This is a genomic window from Streptomyces sp. NPDC006743, assembly GCF_040703815.1.
Taxonomy (GTDB): Bacteria; Actinomycetota; Actinomycetes; order Streptomycetales; family Streptomycetaceae; genus Streptomyces.
In genome coordinates this window covers 48,241-66,327 of record NZ_JBEYJA010000039.1, presented here as the reverse complement: position 1 = coordinate 66,327, position 18,087 = coordinate 48,241, and the positions used below count along the sequence as shown (strand labels likewise).

The window sequence follows — 18,087 nt, the reverse complement described above, 5'->3', positions numbered from 1 at the left end:
GAGTAGCAGCACCAGCAGCCAGCAGCAAACCCGCCGAGAGGTACCCCCATGGCAGGCGAGACCGTCATCACGGTCGTCGGCAATCTCGTCGACGACCCCGAGCTGCGCTTCACCCCCTCCGGTGCGGCGGTCGCGAAGTTCCGCGTCGCGTCCACCCCCCGCACCTTCGACCGCCAGACGAACGAGTGGAAGGACGGCGAGAGCCTGTTCCTGACCTGCTCGGTCTGGCGCCAGGCGGCGGAGAACGTCGCCGAGTCGCTCCAGCGAGGCATGCGCGTCATCGTGCAGGGCCGGCTGAAGCAGCGGTCCTACGAGGACCGTGAGGGCGTCAAGCGCACGGTCTACGAGCTGGACGTCGAGGAAGTCGGCGCCAGCCTGCGCAACGCCACGGCCAAGGTCACCAAGACCAGCGGCCGCGGTGGCCAGGGCGGGTACGGCGGCGGTGGCGCCCAGGGTGGTGGCGGCGGCTGGGGCGGCGGCCCCGGCGGCGGCCAGCAGCAGGGCGGTGGCGGCGCTCCCGCCGACGACCCCTGGGCGACCGGCGCTCCCGCCGGTGGCAACCAGGGCGGCGGCTGGGGCGGTGGCTCCGGCGGCAGCAGCGGCGGCGGCTACTCGGACGAGCCCCCCTTCTAGGCCTTCGTTCCGGTCCGCGGACCGGGTCGGGTCGTGGGGTGGGCCGTACCCACACTTCTTGATCACACAGGAGAAACATCATGGCGAAGCCGCCTGTGCGCAAGCCTAAGAAGAAGGTCTGCGCTTTCTGCAAGGACAAGGTCACGTACGTGGACTACAAGGACACGAACATGCTGCGGAAGTTCATTTCCGACCGCGGCAAGATCCGTGCCCGCCGCGTGACCGGCAACTGCACGCAGCACCAGCGTGACGTCGCCACGGCCGTCAAGAACAGCCGTGAGATGGCGCTGCTGCCCTACACGTCCACCGCGCGATAAGGGAAGGGTGACCTACTCATGAAGATCATCCTCACCCACGAGGTCTCCGGCCTCGGTGCCGCGGGCGACGTCGTCGACGTCAAGGACGGTTACGCTCGCAACTACCTGATCCCGCGGAAGTTCGCGATCCGCTGGACCAAGGGTGGCGAGAAGGACGTCGAGCAGATCCGTCGGGCTCGCAAGATCCACGAGATCCAGACCATCGAGCAGGCCAACCAGATCAAGGCCCAGCTCGAGGGTGTGAAGGTCCGCCTGGCCGTCCGCTCCGGCGACGCCGGCCGTCTCTTCGGTTCCGTCACGCCGGCCGACGTCGCTTCGGCGATCAAGGCCGCCGGTGGTCCCGAGGTCGACAAGCGCCGCATCGAACTGGGTGCGCCGATCAAGACCCTGGGCGCCCACGAGACGTCCGTGCGTCTGCACCCCGAGGTTGCCGCCAAGGTCAACATCGAGGTCGTCGCGGCCTGATCGCTGTGCTCGGCTGACCGCAGTCGACAGAGGGGGCCGTACCCGGCGGGGTACGGCCCCCTCTGCGACGTCGTGAGGACGCGCGACCCGGGGAGAACCCGGAGCCTGCTCGCGGGGTTCGTTTCACGTGAAACACCCGCCGCACCGGCATGCTGCTTCAGCGGGTCGCGCCCGTCACCAGCCAGCGGCCCGACCGGGTCCGTATCCACAGCGTCAGCATGCGGACCGCCACCATGAGGGCCATCGCGCCCCACAGGGCGGTGAGCCCTCCGCCGAACACAGGCACCACGAGCGCGGCGGGCGTGAACACGGCCAGGGTCACGAGCATCGCCCCGGCCAGGTACGGGCCGTCCCCCGCGCCCATCAGGACACCGTCGAGGACATAGACGACGCCGCAGACCGGCTGGGAGAGGGCCACCAGCAGCAGCGCGGGAAGGGCGGTGTCCTTCACGGTCGAGTCACCGGTGAACAGGGGAAGGAAGACCGGACGCGTCACGACGACCAGAAGCCCGAGGACGACCCCGGCCGCGACACCCCACTGCACCATGCGGCGGCATGCTCCTCGGGCGCCTTCGGCGTCGTCGGCGCCGAGGAAGCGGCCGATGATGGCCTGCCCCGCGATCGCGATGGCGTCGAGAGCGAAGGCGAGCAGGCTCCACAGGGACAGGATGATCTGGTGGGCGGCGATGTCCGCGTCGCCCAGCCGGGCCGCGACCGCGGTGGCGATCATCAGGATGGCCCGCAGGGAGAGCGTGCGGACCAGCAGCGGGACACCGGCCTGCGCGCACGCCTTGATACCGGCGGCGTCGGGACGCAGGGAGGCGCCGTGTCTGCGGGCTCCGCGGACGACCACGATGAGATAGACCGCGGCCATGCCCCACTGGGCGATGACGGTGCCCCACGCCGAGCCGGCGATGCCGAGTCCGGCGCCGTAGACGAGACCGGCGTTCAGGGCGGCGTTCCCGACGAAGCCCGCCACGGCGACGTACAGGGGGGTTCGCGTGTCCTGCAGTCCGCGCAGCACACCGGTGGCGGCGAGGACGACGAGCATCGCCGGGATGCCCAGCGCGGAGATGCGCAGGTAGGTCGTCGCGTACGGGGCCGCCGTGGGGGAGGCGCCGAAGAGGTCCACCACCCCGGGGGCGGTGGGCAGGACGGCCACGATGACGGCGGCCCCGAGCAGCAGAGCCAGCCACACCCCGTCCATTCCCTGGCGGATCGCGGCCTTGAGGTCGCCCGCGCCGACGCGGCGTGCGACGGCGGCCGTGGTGGCGTAGGCGAGGAAGACGAAGATGCTCACGGCGGTTGTCAGCAGGGCCGAGGCGACGCCGAGCCCCGCGAGCTGCGCGGTGCCGAGGTGGCCGACGATCGCGCTGTCGGCCATCACGAAGAGGGGCTCGGCGACGAGCGCGCCGAAGGCCGGGACGGCCAGCGCGACGATCTCCCGGTCGTGTCTGCGCCGGTCGGCCGAGGGGCGTGCGGGGGCCTGTGTCATGAGCACCAATGTAACCGTCCACAGGTAAGAGATGCAACGCCTTTGAGGTCCTTACAAAGCCCCGCGAGCTGTGGACTTGCGCGCGGCGTCCGGACCGATCTTGGCCCGATGGGGAAAGTTTTTCTTCTGCACAGCCGGTGGACGGCAAACCGGCAGGTCGGAAGGGGTGGACAGAAACCGGCGAGGGCTTGTTCACAGTGCTGTCCACCGGGTCATGCACAGGTTTCGCGGAGTTCTCCACAGCATAGGGCCGGTCGTCCACATGGCCTGTGGATAACCAGATTGGCTGACGGTGCCCGGGGGCCTACCGTGGTCCGGCGCCCGCTCCGTTCTCCGGCTTTGGAATCGTCCCGAAACGACGCGCCGGAAGGGGAGTCGGGCCTCTCGATTTGTCAGTGCCGTGCCGTAGAAATGAGGGGCACGGCGAGGTCCGCTCGGCGGACGGGAGGAGGCCGCTCGGTGAGCATTTCCGAGCCCTTGGACGACCCGTGGGCCGACAGCGGACCAGGGGATCGTCTGCCTGCCTCCCGCCGGCGGCCCGACGGCGGAGGCGGCCGCGGCGAACAGCACGACCGGGGCCGGGACAGCGACGCCTGGGAGGGCGGGGGCTCGGCCTTCGAGCGGGTCCCCCCGCAGGACCTCGACGCGGAGCAGTCCGTGCTCGGCGGAATGCTCCTGTCCAAGGACGCCATCGCGGACGTCGTCGAGATCCTCAAGGGCCACGACTTCTACAAGCCCGCCCACGAGACGATCTACCAGGCCGTCCTCGACGTCTACGCCAAGGGCGAGCCCGCCGACCCCATCACCATCGCCGCCGAGCTGACCAAACGCGGCGAGATCAACAAGGTGGGCGGCGCGTCGTATCTGCACACGCTCGTGCAGACGGTTCCCACCGCGGCGAACGCCGCCTACTACGCGGAGATCGTCCACGAGCGTGCGGTGCTGCGCCGCCTGGTCGAGGCCGGCACCCGGATCACCCAGATGGGTTACGCGGCCGACGACGACGTCGACGAGATCGTCAACCGTGCCCAGGCCGAGATCTACGCGGTCACCGAGCAGCGCACCAGCGAGGACTACCTGCCGCTCGGCGACATCATGGAGGGCGCGCTCGACGAGATCGAGGCGATCGGTTCGCGCAGCGGCGAGATGACCGGCGTGCCCACCGGGTTCACCGACTTCGACTCGCTGACCAACGGGCTCCACCCCGGCCAGATGATCGTCATCGCCGCCCGTCCCGCGATGGGCAAGTCGACGCTGGCGCTCGACTTCGCACGCGCCGCCTCGATCAAGCACAACCTGCCGAGTGTCATCTTCTCCCTCGAGATGGGCCGCAACGAGATCGCGATGCGCCTGCTCTCGGCGGAGGCCCGCGTCGCCCTGCACCACATGCGTTCGGGCACGATGACCGACGAGGACTGGACCCGGCTGGCCCGCAGGATGCCGGACGTGTCCGCCGCTCCGCTCTACATCGACGACTCCCCGAACCTGTCGATGATGGAGATCCGGGCCAAGTGCCGGCGCCTGAAGCAGCGCAACGACCTCAAACTGGTCGTGATCGACTACCTCCAGCTGATGCAGTCCGGCGGTTCCAAGCGGGCCGAGAGCCGCCAGCAGGAGGTCTCGGACATGTCCCGTAACCTCAAGCTGCTCGCCAAGGAGCTCGAGATCCCGGTCATCGCGCTCTCCCAGCTCAACCGTGGACCCGAGCAGCGCACCGACAAGAAGCCGATGGTCTCCGACCTGCGTGAGTCCGGCTCCATCGAACAGGATGCCGACATGGTCATCCTGCTGCACCGTGAGGACGCCTACGAGAAGGAGTCTCCGCGGGCGGGCGAGGCCGACCTGATCGTCGCCAAGCACCGTAACGGCCCGACCGCGACGATCACGGTCGCCTTCCAGGGGCACTACTCCCGTTTCGTGGACATGGCCCAGTCCTGACCGTCCGCTGCCGGGCGCCCTGCCAGGGCCGGGGCGCTTGGTCCCGCCCGGGGCCTGTCCGGCCGGAGGGTGTGCGGTCGGGTCGGCCGCGCAACGACCGCGGCCCGCTCACCGTCGCGAAGCGGCGGCCTCGGCCGCGTGCTGGGCGAAGACGTCGTCACGGTGGTCCGCCATCTGCCGCGGGGTGTCCTTGTCGTACGCCAACATCCGCGTGCTCACGCTGACCTGATGGGCGGTCACGCCGGCCCGGTCGAGCACGCACATGGTCAGGATCATGGGCACTGGGGTCCGGTGGCGTGTGGACCGGCCGACGGCGGATCCGCTCAGGACGAGTTCGGTGTGCCGGCCAGGGGGCTGGAGGACGGGAGCCGGCAGCGCCGGCTGACCCAGCGGGACGACGCCCGGCCCGCGTGGCGCGGTGACGAGGCATTCGGCGCCGTCGCCTGTCTGGCACCCGGGGAGATGAGCCGGGTCGCGGACGTGGTCCGCCGGGCGCTCGCGCCTCACCAGGACCGCAAACAGCGGCCCTTGACCCGCTGGACGGCGCTCGGCCGGTGGCCCTCCTCACGCGCCTCTTCCCCCTGCTGTCCTGCCCACCGGACGAGACGGGGCAGAGGTGAGCCCGGCCGAATTCGCTCGACGGGCGCGTCCGTACCGGATGGACTGGGGACATGACGACACCTCGGGATGAACTTCTGCCCACCACCCGCCGGTCCCTGACCCATCGGATCGCCGTCGCCCAGGCCGAAGGACGGACACCGTCCCTGGTCGCCTCCGTCGTGCGGGGCGGCGAGGCGGTCTGGCACGGTGCGCGGACCTCCGTGGACGAGCACGCACCGGACGAGAACACGCAGTACCGCATCGGCTCCATCACCAAGACGTTCACCGCCGTCCTCGTCCTGCGGCTGCGGGACGAAGGCCTGCTCGACCTCGGCGACCCCCTGGAGAAGCACCTGCCGGGCACGGCCGCTTCCGAGGCGACGATCGCCGACCTGCTGGCCCACACGGGCGGGCTGGCCGCGGAGTCGCCCGCACCCTGGTGGGAGCGGACCCCGGGGTCGCTCCGCCCCGAACTCGCCGATGTGCTGGGCGAGGAGCCGCTGCGGCACCCGGTGGGCAGGCGATTCCACTACTCGAACCCGGGCTACTCGGTGCTGGGCGCCCTCGTCGAGAAGCTGCGCGGTGCTCCCTGGGAGGACGTGCTGCGCCGGGAGGTGCTCGAACCCCTGGGGCTGAGCAGCACGAGCGCCCGCCCGCGCGCGCCGCACGCGGGTGGCTGGGCGGTGCATCCCTGGGCCGACGTGATGCTTCCCGAGCCAGTGGAGGACCTCGGCCGGATGGCGCCGGCCGGTCAGCTCTGGTCGACCACGGGGGACCTGGGCCGGTTCGCCGCGTTCCTCGCCCGGGGCGACGAGCGGGTGCTGAGTGCCGGATCGGTCCGGGAGATGCGCACCCCTGCGGCTCCGCCCGGGATCGCGGACGTGGCGGCGGGGTACGCGTACGGGCTGGGAATGGAAGTGCGGCGCTCGGGCGAGCGGCTCCTGGTGGGGCACACGGGATCGCTTCCGGGCTTCCTCGCCTCGCTGACCATCTCCGTGGAGGACGATGTGGCCGCCGTGGTGCTGACCAATTGCACCTCCGGTCCCGCGGTGGCCTCCGTGGGCGCGGATCTCGTCCGCATCGTCGCCGACGCCGAGCCGCGTGTGCCGGACGCCTGGCGGCCGCTGCGGGACATCGATCCGCAGGTGCTGGAGCTGGCGGGCCAGTGGTACTGGGGGACCCACGGCTTCGGCCTGCGGCTGACCGCCGACGGGCTCCTCTCGCTCGAACCGCTGGCGGGCAACGGCCGCAGGTCGCGGTTCCGGGCGAACGGCGACGGCACCTGGACAGGTCTGGAGGGCTACTACGCGGGGGAGTCGCTGCGGGTGGTACGGCGGCCGGACGGGTCCGTGGACCACCTGGACCTCGGATCGTTCGTGTTCACGCGGCAGCCGTACGACGCGGGGGCCGCGGTGCCTGGGGGTGTCGACCCGGAGGGATGGCGGGGCATCGGCCCGTCCCCGAAGGACAGCTGACTCTGCTCGCGGGCAAGAGACCGGGCTTCTCGGAGGCCCCGGCGGCGGTGGGCGTTTCACGTGAAACGCCCACCCCCGTCCGCAGGGCGGGGCCGGGGCGCGGCCTTTCACAGGGGCAGCTTGTAGCCCACGTGCGAGGCCTCGAAGCCCAGTCGTTCGTAGAAGCGGTGGGCGTCGGTGCGTGTCCGGTCCGAGGTCAGCTGCACCAGTCGGCAACCCTCGCGTCGTGAGGTGTCGATCGCCCACTGGATGAGGCGGGTGCCCAGGCCGTTGCTCCGTTCATCGGCGTGGACGCGGACGCCTTCGATGATCGAACGGGTGGCACCGCGCCGGGACAGCCCCGGAATGACCGAGAGCTGGAGCGTGCCGACGACGCGCCCGTGCCGCAGTGCCACGACCAGGTGCTGGTTCGGGTCGGCGCGGAGCCGTTCCAGCGCGGCCAGGTAGGGGGCGAGGTCGTCGGGTGACTCGCGCAGTGCGCCCAGCGGGTCGTCCGCGAGCAGCGCGACGATCGCGGGGACGTCCTCGGCTGCGGCCGCACGTATTTCAAGATCTCCCATGCCCGGAGCTTAAGGGTCTTTCGTGCGGGGCCTGCGGGCGCGGGGCGGACGGGGGCAGGGTCTGGCTGCCGGGTCGGCGCGGTCCGGGCGGCGGCACCGGATGGCCGCCTCGCGTGGCGGGGCCGCCGGAACGGGGCGCTATGCCGCCGCGGGGGCGTGCAAAGACTCCACGACGCGGACCAGAGGTGCCAGCTCAGGATTCTCGGCGGCCTCGTCGAGTGCCTCCCGCAGGGCTGTGTCGTTCGTCGGCCTGGCCTCCTCCAGGAGGCGGAGGCCGGCCTCGGTGACGTTGGTGTAGATGCCCCGGCGGTCGGTGGGGCACAGGTACCGCTCGAGGAGGCCGCGGTCCTCGAGCCGGGTGACGAGCCGGGTGGTGGCGCTCTGGCTGAGGACGACCGCGTCGGCGACCTGCTTCATCTGCAGATGACCGCCGTCGCCGTCGTGCTGCCGGCTGAGCACGTCGAGCAGCGAGTACTCGCGCACGCTCAGGCCGTGACCCGCCTGAAGAGCGCGCTCGATGTGGGTCTCGATCCTGCTGTGCAGCAAGGAGAGGGCGCACCAGCCCTGGGCGAGGGCGGTGAGCGCGGGGTCCGTCGCTGTCATGGCGTTTCCTCCATCCCGGGGCGGGTGTCTCAAGGATAGGGCAGCGCCGCGATTGTCGGCGGTTGCATTTAGCCCGCGTATGCAATTATTGTCGATGAACGTAAAGCGCTCCTGCAATCGTTTCGGAAGGCTACCCCCATGCCTCTCGCGCTCCTGGCCCTCGCGATCGGGGCCTTCGGCATCGGCACGACCGAGTTCGTGATCATGGGCTTGCTGCCCCAGGTCGCCGGTGACTTCGGGATCTCCATCCCGACCGCGGGCCTGCTCGTGACCGGTTACGCGGTGGGCGTCATGCTCGGCGCTCCCCTGATGACCGTCCTGGGCACCAAGATCTCCCGCAAGCGGATGCTCATGCTGCTGATGGGCCTGTTCATCGCCGGGAACCTGCTCTCGGCACTGGCCCCCACCTTCCCGGTCATGCTGATCGGCCGCGTGGTCGCCTCGCTCGCACACGGTGCCTTCTTCGGGATCGGCTCGGTGGTCGCGGCGGACCTGGTGGCCCCCGACAAGCGGGCCGGTGCCATCGCGATGATGTTCACCGGGCTGACCTTCGCCAACGTCGTCGGCGTACCGCTCGGCACCCTGATCGGCCAGTCCGCCGGCTGGCGCGTCACCTTCGCCGCGGTCGCCGCCCTCGGGGTCGTCGGCCTGGCCGGCATCGCCCGGCTCGTCCCCGAGATGCCCCGGGCGGAAGGCGTCCGACTGCGTCACGAACTCGCCGCCTTCAAGAACACCCAGGTCCTGCTCGCCATGGCGATGACCGTGCTCGGCTTCGGCGGTGTGTTCGCGGCGATCACCTACATCGCGCCGATGATGACCCGCGTCACCGGCTTCGCCGACGGCTCCGTCACCTGGCTGCTGGTCCTGTTCGGCCTCGGCATGGTCGCGGGCAACCTCGTCGGCGGCAGGTTCGCCGACCGGGCCCTGATGCCCCTGCTGTACGTCTCCCTGAGCGCCCTCGCCCTGGTGCTCGCCCTCTTCACCCTCACCGCGCACGACAAGGTCGCGTCCGCCGTGACCATCGTCCTGATCGGTGCGTTCGGCTTCGCGACCGTGCCGCCGCTGCAGAAGCGCGTCCTGGACCAGGCACACGGGGCCCCGACCCTGGCCTCGGCCGTGAACATCGGTGCCTTCAACCTCGGCAACGCGCTGTCGGCGTGGATCGGTGGCCTGGTCATCGACGCCGGCTTCGGTTACACCGCGCCCAACGGGGTCGGCGCCGTGCTCGCCGTGGGTGCCCTGGTGCTCGCCGTCGTCTCCGCCGCCCTCGAACGCCGGGGCGGTGTCTCGCAGACGGACGTCACCGGGGACCTCCCGGCGGAGCGGCCCACGCCTGTGGCCCACTGACCGGAGCTCCTGCCGGGGCTGTTCCCGGCGCCGCCGGGCGTCATGGAGCCACCGCCGTCGCGTCGTCCGGTCCCCGCACTTCCCCACCTGCCACGGCCGGGAACCACCCGGCCGTGGCAGCACCCGGCAGCGACATCACCTGCCCGTAAGACAGCGGGGGCCGTTCCCGTCCCTCGCCCACCGCACACACCACAGGAGAAACCTCTGATGAACACCACGCACGCCGTAGTCCCGCTGACCGTCCAGGACGCCGACGTCCTCGTTTCGGCGGCCCACCGTGCCGCCGAGGCGGCCGGGGTAGCCGTCAGCGTCACCGTGCTGGACGCGGGCGGGCACCTGCTCGCCTTCCGCCGGGACGACCGGGCCGTCCTCATTGCCGGGGAGACCAGCACCCGCAAGGCCTACACGGCGCTCCAGCTGGATGCCCCGACGGCCGACCTGGTCGACGCCGTGCAGCCCGGCGGCCTCTTCCACACCCTGCCCACCGCGCTCGACCGGCCGCTGCTGTTCATCGCGGGCGGTGTGCCCGTGCGTCGCGACGGCCGGCTGATCGGAGCGGTCGGGGTCGGCGGCGGCGCGCCGGAACAGGATCACGCCTTCGCCGTCACGGCGGTGGAAGAGCTCGGCTGACTCAGCCTGCCGCCACGGTGAGCGGAGCGAACCGCCGGGCCCAGTCCCCGGGCAGCTCCGCGATCCCGTGCGTCATGACGGCGTTGGACATCACGGACTCCAGTCCACGCTGCTTCACCCAGTGCAGCAGTTCTTCGTGGCGTACGTCGATGTCGGTCCGCAGCGGGCGCTCGGTGCGCGCGGCGAGGGAGGCGATCAGGGCCTTCGCGGTCTCCGTGTCCCGTGCGATCAGCGGGCCGACCACGTGCGTGTCCATGTTGGGCCAGGCAGCCGCGTAACCGATGATCCGGCCGTTGTCTTCCGCCACCCGGAGGTGGTCGGCGAACGCGGGCAGCCGGGTGATCAGAGGGGTCCGGTCCACTCCGAAGACCTCTTCGTCCAGCCGGAGGATGCCGGCCAGGTCGTCGGCCGAGGCCGGACGCGTGACCGGGCCGCCCGGCCGCTCCTCCGGCACGAAGCGGCCGAGGACCATCTCCGACATGCCGGTGACCTTGAAGCCCAGCTCCTCGTACAGCGGACGTCCGTGGGGGGTGGCGTACAGGGTCATCGGTGTGGTGCCCGCCACCGAGACGACGTGCCGCATCAGCCGGCGGCCGACGCCCTGGCGCGCGTGGCGCTGGGCGACCAGGACCATGCCGACGGCGTGCAGGTCCGGTCGCGCGGGCGGCCCGTACTCGGTGACGACGCAGGCGGCGGCCAGTCCCCCGTCGGGGTCGTCGATGCCGAACCCCTTCCCGGCGGAGAGGAGCAGGCCCCACTTGTGTTCCTCACGCTGCCAGCCCCGGTTCTCGGACAGGTCTGCGCAGGCGGTGAGGTCATGGCGCGTCAAGGAGCGGATGGGCAGAGCGGCGGGGGAAGGAGTCGACACGCAGGTCAGGCTGTACGACGGAGGGTGTCGGCGTCCACCCGTTTCGAGAGAGACGTACTTGCTTTTGGCCATGTCCCGGCGGTCGGCCGACCCGAGACCGCCGGGACAGGCTCTCGGCCGTGGCCCGGCTCCGCACCCGGTATCGGCTGTTTCACGTGAAACGTGGACCACAGCTCCCCAAGAGCTGCGGACAAAGGGAGCCCCGGCGGGCGGCGCCCGGCACACTCCCTCACCGCGTTGCCGAAAGGCCCTGGCAGCAGCGCCACAAGGACCTTTTGGCGCCTTGCTATCGCGCGCACCGGACATCCCTCGCTGAGCGGACCCCACTTCTGTCCGCAGCTCCAAGCCGTGGAGGATCAGCCGATATCCGGGGCGTGCAGGGCCCGTACGCCCTCGATGTTCCCGTCCAGGTAGTGCCTCAGAGACAGCGGTACGAGGTGGACGGAGGCGATCCCGATCCGGGTGAAGGGCACGCGCACGATCTCGTACTCCCCGGCCGGCTCGTCGACCTCCGGTCCGTGGCGCAGGGCGGGGTCCATCGACTCCAGGCGGCACACGAAGAAGTGCTGCACCTTCACGCCGGTCGCGCCGCCGTCCTCGCCGATGTGCTCCACGGTGTCCACGAAGCAGGGGACGACGTCGGTGATCTTGGCGCCCAGCTCCTCATGAACCTCTCGGTGCAGGGCGTCGACGACGGTCGTGTCGCCCGCTTCGACCCCGCCGCCCGGAGTGACCCAGTAGGGATCGACTCCTGGTCTGGTGCGCTTGATCAGGATCAGGTCGTCGCCGTCGAGCAGGACGGCGCGGGCGGTGCGCTTGACCACGGGTCGGACGGTCATGGGAGAAATGTGGCCCGGCTGGTTCCACGTGAAACATCGCGGGAACGTCCTCGTGCGCGGATCCGCGGGTGCCGGTCCGGGCAGGCGGCGAGCAGCCGCCGAACACGTGCCGCGCGCCCGACGTGACTCCCGCGCCGGGCCTGCTCAGCCACGGTCGCCCGCCGCGCCCATAGCCACTCGTGTGCCCCCGCGATGTGGGCCAGCGCCGTGAGCCGGTACGTGCCGTACTGATCACCAGGTCGTGGTGGCCCCCCGACGGCCCCTCCAGGGACTCCTCGGCCGTTCCGAAGGAGACACGCGGGGCGAAGCGCTGCCCGTCGCCCCCGGCCGTCCCGCTCGTGCACGAACCGGCGCGTGGACGGTCGCCGAAGGTGCGCAGCACCGCCAGGACCACGGCACCCCTGCCCTCTCGCCGCCCTTTGCCCGCCCTCGGCCACGCCCACCCGTAAGTACGTCGGCAGGTTTCTGCGGCCGGGGTGACGGGAGGCTGACTCAGCGCCAACGGACCTCGTCCCCGGAGTTCTCCGCGCGCGGAACTGAGGACGGTCCGAGTCACGAGGAGGCGGACCGTCCGCCGCGCATCGGTCAGTGCGCCGACGCGTCCAGGGCGCGCAGCACGTCCGCCACCAGGTCTGCCGGGTCCTCGGCGCCGACGGACAGCCGGATGAAGCCTTCCGGGACCGCGTCGCCGCCCCAGCGTCCACGCCGCTCGGCCGTGGACCGCACACCGCCGAAACTCGTGGCGTCGTCCACGAGCCGCAGCGCGTCGAGGAAGCGCTCGGCACGCTCGCGTGTGGGCAGGACGAAGGACACCACACACCCGTAGCGCCGCATCTGACGCGAGGCGATCGCGTACGAGGGGTCGTCGGGCAGCCCGGGGTAGCGCAGTCCGGTCACCTCGGGGCGGCCGCGCAGCGCCTCGGCGACGGCCAGCGCGGAGGTGTTCTGCCGGGCGACACGCAACTGCAGGGTGGCGATCGAACGGTGGGCCAGCCAGGTCTCCATGGGGCCGGGAATGGCTCCGACGATCTTGCGCCACCGTCGCACGGCCGCCATGGTCTGCGCGTCGCGGCCGGTCACGTAGCCCAGCAGGACGTCGCCGTGCCCGGTGAGCTGCTTGGTGCCGCTGGCCACGGAGAAGTCCGCACCCAGGTCCAGCGGCCGCTGGCCCAGGGGCGTGGCGAGGGTGTTGTCGACGGCGACCAGGGCGCCCCGCGCATGTGCCGCCTCGGCCAGCCGCCGGATGTCGCACACGTCGAGCCCGGGGTTCGACGGGGACTCGATCCACAGCAGCCGTGCGCCGTCCAGCACGCCGAGCTGGGCGTCCCCGCCGGTCGGTGCGGTCCGCACCTCGATGCCGTACGCCTCCAGCTGGGTGCGGACCAGGGGCAGCGCCTGGTAGCCGTCGTCGGGCAGGACCACCGTGTCTCCCGAGCGGAGCTGGGAGAAGAGCACCGAGGAGATGGCCGCCATGCCGGAGGCGAACACGAGGGTCTCGACGTCGTCCTCGCCGGGCACCTCCAGCTCGCCGATGGCGCTCTCCAGCAGGGACCAGGTCGGGTTCTCGTCGCGCCCGTAGGTGTACGGGCCCGTCGGGTCGCCGGGCAGGTGGAAGTGGGCGGCGAACACGGGCCCGGGGAGCGTGGGTTCGTGTTTGACCGGCTCGGGGAGCCCGGCCCGTACGGCGCGTGTACCGTCACCGGCACCGGCAGGCGCGCGGGTGCCCCTCCGCGTGCCCTCTGCGCCGTTCGCAGCGGAATCGTTCATGCCGCCCGTCCCTTCACATGCTCTCGTGCCGTGGCGAGCAAGCCCTGGCTCACCGTCTCCCCCACTTTCTCAGGACACGGCAGCCGGGCCGGTGGGGCACCCCTGGGCCGGGTGAGGTCCTCAGTCCTCGTCCGGCAGGACCATGTGCAGGGCCCAGGAGACGACCGAGATGATCAGTCCGCCGACGACGGCGGTCCAGAAGCCCTCCACGTGGAAGCTCAGGTGGACCTTGCCGGCCACCCAGGAGGTCAGCAGCAGCATCAGGGCGTTGACGACCAGGGTGATCAGGCCCAGCGTCAGGATGAACAGGGGGAAGGTCAGTACTTTCACCACCGGCTTGACGAGGAAGTTCACCAGGCCGAACACCAGCGCGACACCGATGAGGGTGCCGGCCTCCTTGGCCTTGTTGTCCCCGGTCAGGGTGATCTTGTCGAGCAGCCAGACGGCGACCGCCAGGGCGCCCGCGTTGGCGATCGTCTTGACTACGAAATTCTTCATGTGTCTGATCGTGGCAGACGAGATCGACGACGAACACGGGCGAGGCGATGAAGGCATTCCGGCTGGACGAACTGGAGGCGGAGCGGGCCGCCAACGACGGTGCGTACCTGCAGTTCCTGCGGGAACGGAACATGTCGGTGGGGCTGTACGCACTGGACGCGGGGGCGAAGGACCCGCAGAACCCGCACCGCCAGGACGAGGTCTACTTCGTCGTGAGCGGGCGCGCCTCCATCACGGTCGGGCTGGAGACGACCGAGGTGGCGCGCGGCAGCGTCGTCTACGTGCCGGCCGGAGTCGCCCACAAGTTCCACCACATCAGCGAGGACCTGCGGGTCCTCGTGGTGTTCTCTCCGCCGGAAGCGTGAGGCGCCGTCTCAGGGTTCCCTAGGGGAAGGGTCAGGGACGGACAAGGGATGCGAAAGCCCCGCTCAGGCCCCCGCCGGCCCTAGCATCGAAGCAGGACGTACGACAGGTCCGACAGGTCCGGCACCGCGGTTCGCGGGCCGTTCGGGAATCCGGCGCAGGGCCGGCGAAGAGGTAAGGACGAGGGCAATGCGAGAGGTCTTCACGGGTCTGCCGTGGTGGGTGAAGTGGATCGCGGTACCGGTCATCGCCCTGGTCGTCTTCGGCAGCCTGATAGCGACGGTCGTCGGCTTCGTGATCGGTCTGCTGTTCAAGCTGCTGATCTTCGTCGCGCTGATCGGCGGGCTGATCTACATCGTGCGGAAGTTCATGTCGAGCTCTTCGTCGCGCGGCGACTGGTGAGTCTCCCGGGGCGCCGGTGAACCCTGACGGGCCGCACCGGTTCCCTCGCGGGAGGGAAGTTTTCCGGACAGGCCGTCCTGGAGCGGTGACAGGCCGATAGGGTCCGGGAATCGACGCGGGGGCCGGCCCCCGCGGGCAGCGTTCCCCCACCCGTGTCTCCCCGCACGGGCTGCCCCCTCGCGCTACGGGAGTGACCCTTGGCCACGGTTGACACCGCACCCGCCGAACCGCACGCGCCTCCGGCTCCCCGGGTGCCGTCCGGTTCCACGGGGCTCCCGGCGCAGCCGCGTTCCGCACCCGCGCTCCAGCGCCCGCGCGTCGGCGTCCCGGAGCAACCGCCCGCACCGGCGGCCCAGACCCTCATCGGATCCGTGCAGCGCGCGATGCGTCTGCTGGAGACCGTCGCGGGACACGAGCACGGCGCCCCCGCCAAGCAACTCGCACGCGAGACCGGCCTCGCCCTCCCCACCGCCTACCACCTGCTGCGGACGCTGGTGCACGAGGGCTATCTGTACCGGGACAGAGGACTGTTCTTCCTCGGTGAGGCGGCCGAACGTCTGAGCAGCCGCGGAGCGGCGCAGAAACGTCGCAGCACGGTCGTCGACTCGCTCGCACAATGGCGTGATCTGATCGGTGTTCCGGTCTACTACGCGATGTACCGGGACGGTGAGATCGAGGTCGTGTGCGTCTCCGACACCCCGGGCACTCCGGCGGTCCAGGAGTGGGCCGACTTCCGGGAGACCGGCCACGCCCACGCCATCGGCCAGTGCCTGCTGGCGCAGCTGGACGAGAGCGCGCGCCGCGACCACCTGTCGCGCTATCCGGTCCAGTCCCTCACCCCGTACACGGTCCGTGACGACCACACCCTGCTGCGACGCCTGGAGCGGACGGGGCGGATGCAGCCCGTCACGGAGCGGCAGGAGTACGCGCTGGGGACGGTCTGCGCGGCCATCCCGATCACCGTGGGCGCCGTGGCCGCGACGATGGCCCTCTCGCTCCCCGCGCACCAGGCCGACCGGCTGCTGCCCGCGGCTCGGCAGCTGCAGAGCGAGGTGGGACGGCGTGTCGGCTCCCTGGCGCTCGCTATCAGTATCTGAAAACTCACTCCTTGTGATCTGCCATATACGTTCAGCAAGATGCCACCAGTGTTGATGGGGATCATTCCCGGCCAGTCGACGGCAGATGACGGGGTAGTGATGCGCGAGTCCGTACAGGCAGAGGTCATGATGAGCTTTCTCGTGTCCGAGGAGCTCTCTTTCCGCATTCCGGTGGAACTGCGGTACGAGGCCTGTGATCCCTATGCCGTACGGCTGACCTTCCATCTGCCCGGAGACGCCCCGGTCACCTGGGCGTTCGGACGCGAACTGCTGGTCGACGGCGTGGGCCGGCCGTGCGGGGACGGTGATGTGCGGGTCTCGCCCGCCGACTCCGACTCGCTCGCCGAGGTGCTGATCCGCCTTCAGGTCGGCGGTGACCGCGCGCTGTTCCGCTCCTCCACGGCGCCTCTCGTGGCGTTCCTCGACCGCACGGACAAACTGGTGCCGTTGGGACAGGAAGGCGCTCTGGCGGACTTCGACACGCACCTCGACGAGGCGCTGGACCGCATCCTGGCGGAAGAACAGAGCGCGGGCTGAAGCGTTTCTTCAACCGGCGGCGTGCGGTGGAGTAACGCTTCACCGCACGCTTCGAGGACAGCTCACCGCTCTCGGGAACAGTTCACCGCTTGCGCCGTCGGCCCCTGCCGCCGCGGGCCGGCGCGGGCAGACCGGCCGCGGCCCTGGGAGGCGCCGCACCCGGGCGGTCGGCCGAGACGACCAGAGCCGCCAGGGCGGTGGTGACCGGTACGGACGCGACCAGGCCGATCGATCCCACGAGCGTGCGGACGATCTCCTCGGCGACGAGTTCGCTGGTCGCCACGGTCCCCACGCTGCTCCGCGCGATCGAGAAGAGCAGCAGCAGCGGCAGGGCCGCACCCGCGTAGGCCAGCACCAGGGTGTTGACCACGGACGCGATGTGATCGCGCCCGATGCGGATACCGGCACGGTACAGCCCCCGCCAGCCCATCGCCGGGTTGGCCTCGTGCAGCTCCCACACCGCCGACGTCTGCGTCACCGTCACATCGTCCAGGACACCGAGCGAGCCGATGATCACGCCGGCCAGCAGCAGGCCGCTCATGTCGATCGACGGATACAGGCCATGGATCAGGCCCGTGTTGTCGTCCGTGTTGCCGGTGAGCGCGGCCCAGCCGATGAACAGCGAACCCAGGATGCCGATCAGCACCAGGGAGATCAGTGTGCCGAGCACGGCCACCGAGGTCCGGGCCGACAGACCGTGGCACAGGTAGAGCGCGATCAGCATGATCGCGCTCGATCCGACCACCGCCACCAGCAGCGGATTCGACCCTTGCAGGATCGCGGGCAGGATGAAGAGGTCCAGCACCAGGAAGCTGATGGCCAGTGCGACCAGCGCCATGACGCCCCGCATCCGCCCGACGACCACGACGGCGAGTGCGAAGATTCCGGCCAGCAGCGCCATGGGGAAACCCCGGCTCACGTCCGTGACCGAGTACTGCAGGTCCCGCGGGGCGGCGGGCTCGTAGGCGGCGACGACCTTCTCCCCCTGGTGCAACTGCCGTGACTGGTCCGGCTGCACGATCTCGGTGAAGGTGCGCCCCTTGTCCTTGCCGGTGTCGACGCGGATCGTGGCCTTCTTGCAGGTGCCGGCCGACTGCGCCGGGGCCGAAGGGCCCTCGGCGGTGGAGGTGTCACCGGCCGGCGTGTCACCGGAGGCGTTCACCGCCTTGCAGCTCACCGACACCACCGAGGTGACCGTGGCCTGCTGCGTCTGCCGGTCGAAGCCCACGCCGGTGCGCTCGTGGGCGGGGCTCCCGCCCGGCCAGAGCACGGCGAGCCCGACCGCCACCGCGGCGGCGAAGGGGATCAGGACCGCGGCGATGACCTTGCGGAGGTGCTGCGAGACCGGGGCGGCAGGACCATGGCTGTGACTGTGGGCGTGGCCGTGTGCGTGGTCGCCTCCCGGACTGTCCGGGCGGCCGGTCCTGTGGTCGTCCGTGCGCAGGGTTCCCTCGGCCTGTCCGTTCTCGTGGCCGTGCTCGTGCCCCTGTCCGCGCTCGTGTTCCTGCCCGTGTTCTCGCCCGTGCCGGGTGCCGGATCCGCGCCGCGGCTCGGGGGGTGGAGGGGGGAACTGCTGCGTCGTGGTCACCGCCAGATCATCGCAAGAACGGCCGGGGCCCACTGTTCACCGCGCCATGGATGACGCTAGCGTGG

At 70.8% G+C, this 18,087-nt stretch carries 20 protein-coding genes and 1 pseudogene; 11 read left to right on the top strand and 10 right to left on the bottom strand.

The annotated features are described in order from the left end of the window. The first annotated feature begins 48 nt into the window (after window positions 1–48). From ABZ719_RS26955 to rplI, 3 genes are all read left to right on the top strand, one after another. Window positions 49–633, top strand: a complete 585-nt coding sequence (locus ABZ719_RS26955) for a single-stranded DNA-binding protein (protein ID WP_366727751.1) — start codon at window positions 49–51, stop codon at window positions 631–633. An 80-nt stretch (window positions 634–713) separates the two neighbouring features. Further along, window positions 714–950 carry a 30S ribosomal protein S18 gene (gene rpsR / locus ABZ719_RS26950; protein ID WP_003949403.1) on the top strand — a complete coding sequence of 79 codons (237 nt, stop codon included), beginning with the start codon at window positions 714–716 and terminating at the stop codon, window positions 948–950. An 18-nt stretch (window positions 951–968) separates the two neighbouring features. Further along, the gene (gene rplI / locus ABZ719_RS26945; protein WP_366727750.1) at window positions 969–1,415 is read left to right on the top strand and encodes a 50S ribosomal protein L9; all 447 of its coding nucleotides are present in this window, start codon (window positions 969–971) and stop codon (window positions 1,413–1,415) included. Between the two features lie 157 nt (window positions 1,416–1,572). On the opposite strand, the gene ABZ719_RS26940 is transcribed toward rplI, so the two are convergent. Then, window positions 1,573–2,910: an MATE family efflux transporter gene (locus tag ABZ719_RS26940; protein WP_366727749.1), complete on the bottom strand. Its 1,338-nt coding sequence runs from the start codon at window positions 2,908–2,910 to the stop codon at window positions 1,573–1,575. A gap of 459 nt (window positions 2,911–3,369) precedes the next feature. Here ABZ719_RS26940 and dnaB point away from each other — a divergent pair, with 459 nt between their 5' ends. Continuing rightward, the gene (gene dnaB / locus ABZ719_RS26935; RefSeq protein WP_366727748.1) at window positions 3,370–4,848 is read left to right on the top strand and encodes a replicative DNA helicase; all 1,479 of its coding nucleotides are present in this window, start codon (window positions 3,370–3,372) and stop codon (window positions 4,846–4,848) included. 108 nt (window positions 4,849–4,956) lie between these two features. Here dnaB and ABZ719_RS26930 read toward each other — a convergent pair whose 3' ends face one another. Next, window positions 4,957–5,124: a hypothetical protein gene (locus ABZ719_RS26930; RefSeq protein WP_366727747.1), complete on the bottom strand. Its 168-nt coding sequence runs from the start codon at window positions 5,122–5,124 to the stop codon at window positions 4,957–4,959. Window positions 5,125–5,519: 395 nt separating this feature from the next. Here ABZ719_RS26930 and ABZ719_RS26925 point away from each other — a divergent pair, with 395 nt between their 5' ends. Beyond that, window positions 5,520–6,923, top strand: coding sequence for a serine hydrolase domain-containing protein (locus ABZ719_RS26925; protein ID WP_366727746.1), 1,404 nt, complete (start codon window positions 5,520–5,522; stop codon window positions 6,921–6,923). A 107-nt stretch (window positions 6,924–7,030) separates the two neighbouring features. Here ABZ719_RS26925 and ABZ719_RS26920 read toward each other — a convergent pair whose 3' ends face one another. Then, a complete protein-coding gene (locus ABZ719_RS26920; RefSeq protein WP_366727745.1) occupies window positions 7,031–7,483 on the bottom strand; it encodes a GNAT family N-acetyltransferase in 453 nt (150 codons plus the stop codon). A 138-nt stretch (window positions 7,484–7,621) separates the two neighbouring features. Further along, complete coding sequence (locus ABZ719_RS26915; RefSeq protein ID WP_366727744.1) at window positions 7,622–8,086, bottom strand: MarR family transcriptional regulator; 465 nt, start codon at window positions 8,084–8,086, stop codon at window positions 7,622–7,624. Between the two features lie 138 nt (window positions 8,087–8,224). Between ABZ719_RS26915 and ABZ719_RS26910 the strand changes: the two genes are divergently transcribed. Then, a complete protein-coding gene (locus tag ABZ719_RS26910; protein WP_366727743.1) occupies window positions 8,225–9,433 on the top strand; it encodes an MFS transporter in 1,209 nt (402 codons plus the stop codon). A 207-nt stretch (window positions 9,434–9,640) separates the two neighbouring features. Then, a complete protein-coding gene (locus ABZ719_RS26905; RefSeq protein WP_366727742.1) occupies window positions 9,641–10,063 on the top strand; it encodes a heme-binding protein in 423 nt (140 codons plus the stop codon). 1 nt (window position 10,064) lies between these two features. On the opposite strand, the gene ABZ719_RS26900 is transcribed toward ABZ719_RS26905, so the two are convergent. From ABZ719_RS26900 to ABZ719_RS26880, 5 genes and pseudogenes are all read right to left on the bottom strand, one after another. Then, complete coding sequence (locus ABZ719_RS26900) at window positions 10,065–10,931, bottom strand: GNAT family N-acetyltransferase (protein ID WP_366727741.1); 867 nt, start codon at window positions 10,929–10,931, stop codon at window positions 10,065–10,067. Between the two features lie 356 nt (window positions 10,932–11,287). Continuing rightward, window positions 11,288–11,770 (bottom strand): NUDIX hydrolase, encoded by a 483-nt coding sequence (locus ABZ719_RS26895; RefSeq protein WP_366727740.1) that lies wholly within the window; start codon window positions 11,768–11,770, stop codon window positions 11,288–11,290. Between the two features lie 217 nt (window positions 11,771–11,987). Then, window positions 11,988–12,095 (bottom strand): annotated as a pseudogene (locus tag ABZ719_RS26890) (LysR family transcriptional regulator); the annotation flags it as partial. 260 nt (window positions 12,096–12,355) lie between these two features. Continuing rightward, entirely contained in the window at window positions 12,356–13,537 is a 1,182-nt protein-coding gene (locus tag ABZ719_RS26885) for a cystathionine gamma-lyase (RefSeq protein ID WP_366727739.1), read from the bottom strand. Window positions 13,538–13,657: 120 nt separating this feature from the next. Next, entirely contained in the window at window positions 13,658–14,035 is a 378-nt protein-coding gene (locus ABZ719_RS26880; protein ID WP_037856278.1) for a phage holin family protein, read from the bottom strand. A gap of 47 nt (window positions 14,036–14,082) precedes the next feature. Between ABZ719_RS26880 and ABZ719_RS26875 the strand changes: the two genes are divergently transcribed. The 4 genes from ABZ719_RS26875 to ABZ719_RS26860 all read left to right on the top strand — a co-directional run bounded on the left by ABZ719_RS26875 (window position 14,083) and on the right by ABZ719_RS26860 (window position 16,434). Continuing rightward, on the top strand, window positions 14,083–14,400 hold the full coding sequence (locus ABZ719_RS26875; protein ID WP_366727738.1) for a cupin domain-containing protein: 318 nt from the start codon (window positions 14,083–14,085) through the stop codon (window positions 14,398–14,400). Between the two features lie 187 nt (window positions 14,401–14,587). Next, window positions 14,588–14,800, top strand: coding sequence for a DUF5326 family protein (locus ABZ719_RS26870; RefSeq protein ID WP_018566258.1), 213 nt, complete (start codon window positions 14,588–14,590; stop codon window positions 14,798–14,800). Between the two features lie 362 nt (window positions 14,801–15,162). Next, the gene (locus ABZ719_RS26865) at window positions 15,163–15,897 is read left to right on the top strand and encodes a helix-turn-helix domain-containing protein (RefSeq protein ID WP_366727759.1); all 735 of its coding nucleotides are present in this window, start codon (window positions 15,163–15,165) and stop codon (window positions 15,895–15,897) included. A 99-nt stretch (window positions 15,898–15,996) separates the two neighbouring features. Next, window positions 15,997–16,434, top strand: coding sequence for an SsgA family sporulation/cell division regulator (locus tag ABZ719_RS26860; RefSeq protein WP_037856285.1), 438 nt, complete (start codon window positions 15,997–15,999; stop codon window positions 16,432–16,434). Window positions 16,435–16,516: 82 nt separating this feature from the next. Here the strand turns inward: ABZ719_RS26860 and ABZ719_RS26855 are convergent, their stop codons facing one another. After that, entirely contained in the window at window positions 16,517–18,022 is a 1,506-nt protein-coding gene (locus ABZ719_RS26855) for a YibE/F family protein (protein ID WP_366727737.1), read from the bottom strand. Between the last annotated feature and the right edge of the window lie 65 nt (window positions 18,023–18,087).

Excerpts from the sequence above, each read along its gene's own strand:
- ABZ719_RS26955 (WP_366727751.1), top strand. The coding sequence starts at position 49 with ATGGCAGGCGAGACCGTCATCACGGTCGTCGGCAATCTCGTCGACGAC.
- rplI (WP_366727750.1), top strand. The coding sequence starts at position 969 with ATGAAGATCATCCTCACCCACGAGGTCTCCGGCCTCGGTGCCGCGGGC.
- ABZ719_RS26920 (WP_366727745.1), bottom strand. The coding sequence starts at position 7,483 with ATGGGAGATCTTGAAATACGTGCGGCCGCAGCCGAGGACGTCCCCGCG.
- ABZ719_RS26870 (WP_018566258.1), top strand. The coding sequence starts at position 14,588 with ATGCGAGAGGTCTTCACGGGTCTGCCGTGGTGGGTGAAGTGGATCGCG.
- ABZ719_RS26880 (WP_037856278.1), bottom strand. The coding sequence starts at position 14,035 with ATGAAGAATTTCGTAGTCAAGACGATCGCCAACGCGGGCGCCCTGGCG.
- ABZ719_RS26940 (WP_366727749.1), bottom strand. The coding sequence starts at position 2,910 with ATGACACAGGCCCCCGCACGCCCCTCGGCCGACCGGCGCAGACACGAC.
- ABZ719_RS26925 (WP_366727746.1), top strand. The coding sequence starts at position 5,520 with ATGACGACACCTCGGGATGAACTTCTGCCCACCACCCGCCGGTCCCTG.
- ABZ719_RS26930 (WP_366727747.1), bottom strand. The coding sequence starts at position 5,124 with ATGATCCTGACCATGTGCGTGCTCGACCGGGCCGGCGTGACCGCCCAT.
- rpsR (WP_003949403.1), top strand. The coding sequence starts at position 714 with ATGGCGAAGCCGCCTGTGCGCAAGCCTAAGAAGAAGGTCTGCGCTTTC.
- ABZ719_RS26860 (WP_037856285.1), top strand. The coding sequence starts at position 15,997 with ATGCGCGAGTCCGTACAGGCAGAGGTCATGATGAGCTTTCTCGTGTCC.
- ABZ719_RS26915 (WP_366727744.1), bottom strand. The coding sequence starts at position 8,086 with ATGACAGCGACGGACCCCGCGCTCACCGCCCTCGCCCAGGGCTGGTGC.
- ABZ719_RS26905 (WP_366727742.1), top strand. The coding sequence starts at position 9,641 with ATGAACACCACGCACGCCGTAGTCCCGCTGACCGTCCAGGACGCCGAC.
- ABZ719_RS26875 (WP_366727738.1), top strand. The coding sequence starts at position 14,083 with ATGAAGGCATTCCGGCTGGACGAACTGGAGGCGGAGCGGGCCGCCAAC.
- ABZ719_RS26910 (WP_366727743.1), top strand. The coding sequence starts at position 8,225 with ATGCCTCTCGCGCTCCTGGCCCTCGCGATCGGGGCCTTCGGCATCGGC.
- ABZ719_RS26895 (WP_366727740.1), bottom strand. The coding sequence starts at position 11,770 with ATGACCGTCCGACCCGTGGTCAAGCGCACCGCCCGCGCCGTCCTGCTC.
- ABZ719_RS26885 (WP_366727739.1), bottom strand. The coding sequence starts at position 13,537 with ATGAACGATTCCGCTGCGAACGGCGCAGAGGGCACGCGGAGGGGCACC.